The sequence below is a fragment of the Pseudomonas psychrophila genome (assembly GCF_001043005.1).
Taxonomy (GTDB): Bacteria; Pseudomonadota; Gammaproteobacteria; order Pseudomonadales; family Pseudomonadaceae; genus Aquipseudomonas; species Aquipseudomonas psychrophila.
This window is the reverse complement of the sequence record NZ_JYKZ01000026.1, coordinates 1-1,560: the sequence shown is the minus strand read 5'-3', so window position 1 is coordinate 1,560 and position 1,560 is coordinate 1. Positions and strand designations below refer to the sequence as shown.

The 1,560-nt window shown below is 56.6% G+C and carries 2 protein-coding genes; one reads left to right on the top strand and one right to left on the bottom strand.

Features of this window, described 5'->3' with window-relative positions; translation table 11 throughout:
* Nucleotides 1–364, bottom strand: a 364-nt coding sequence (locus TU76_RS23830) for an AraC family transcriptional regulator (RefSeq protein ID WP_048352614.1), incomplete at its 3' end; no start/stop codon positions are given.
* 538 nt (nucleotides 365–902) lie between these two features.
* Here TU76_RS23830 and TU76_RS23825 point away from each other — a divergent pair.
* A partial coding sequence (locus TU76_RS23825; RefSeq protein WP_048352613.1) for a DUF2515 family protein occupies nucleotides 903–1,560 on the top strand: 658 nt, incomplete at its 3' end.

Here is a 1,560-nt window from a genome sequence, read left to right as displayed (position 1 = left end):
TGCCGGTACAGACTGCACCCAAGCGACGGGACTGACGCGCCTGGCTTTGCAGCCATGACACATGTTCGCGGTTGACGGTGCGTTGAATGCCAACACCTCCACAGACAATCACCATGTCCAGCACCGGAGCCTTGTACATGCTGGCATCGGGGGTCACTTGCAGGCCATCACTGGCCCAGACCTGGCTGCCATCCGCGCTGAGGGTGCTCCATCGGTACAACTCGCGGCCGGACAGCTGATTGGCCATGCGCAAGGGTTCTATCGCAGACGCCAGGGAAATGAGTGTGAAATTGTCCAGCAGCAAAAAACCGATGGATTGAGGCGCACGGTTCTGGGGTTGGGCCCCGGAGTTGAACGACGTCATCGCAGTATCTCCTCACACAAAGCAGGTGTTGGCCTCAGGCTCAGGCTCTTGTTATCGCCCTGTTTGTACGGGGCTTTACGATGACAACGCAAACCTCATGCCTAAACTTGAATGCGCATTCAAAAAAATCTGAAAACGACGTCGCTATGCGTCTAGACGGGCCATGCCTAAATGCTCGACAAACAGGCTCAACCCTGCGTGCATGCCGTCTACCCCGCCGCTGTTGAGCACATTGGTATCACTTGTGGGAAGCGTGTACGAATCTGGTACTGAGCAGTGTCACCGAAAGCACAAGTCGCTTGAGATGTGCGCCACAAAGATCCGTCGCGCACTGAAGAAGTGCAAGCCCGCGGTTACAGCTCCAACACGCTCACCGTCCGCCAGTTCTGGGGAGTTTCTTTGTGTTTACTGCGCTTCGCACGAATCTCTCGTAATGAATCTGGACTCATCAGAGTAGGACACGTCCGGATTTCTTTGGCGATGATCTACACCCGGGGGTGGGCTGTTAGGGTCGCGGCATTCGACCTGGAGCCCGCCCATGACTCAGTGCTTCAAAGACCATCCCAGCGACACTCAGCGCCTGTTTCACAACACCTTGCCTGTTTCCGAATGCGAAACCCGCGTCATCGAGCTCTACGACTGCATGACCGCGGTCACCGAAGTGCCCGTTCTGACCTGCGAAGGGCTGTGGCGAATATACCAGCGGGCAGCCGAAGAAATCGTCGCCCCCGGCGGCATCCTGATTGCCGACCCCCAAGCGCGTAACCGCGCGATCAACGCCACCTATGCCCGCATGTGGCTGGAAGACCCACGCTTCCAATGGGCCGGGCTCGCAGCGTTTGCCTCAAAGCAGGTGGGGTGCTGGCTGCTGCATGCGGCTGACTCGATTGAGAAAATCCATGCAGAGACCGCGGCAATGGAAGCACTGACGCGAGGCTTCAGCGGGCCACAGCCGCTGATCAGTAACGACACCGTGCAGTTGTTGCAAAAAAATCTGGCGAGTTATCGGGTCGCCAATGCCAACAACCCCATCCCCTTCGACCTGCGTTTTGAAGGAGATGAGTTGGGCCAGATCCAGCAACAGTTCAACTATGTGTACGACATGCTGGCGTTGGGCAATACCACGCTGTTTTTAGATATCTTTCCACTGCATGCGTTTTACAAAAAACGGGGTTTTGAGGCGCTGAAAACCTGCC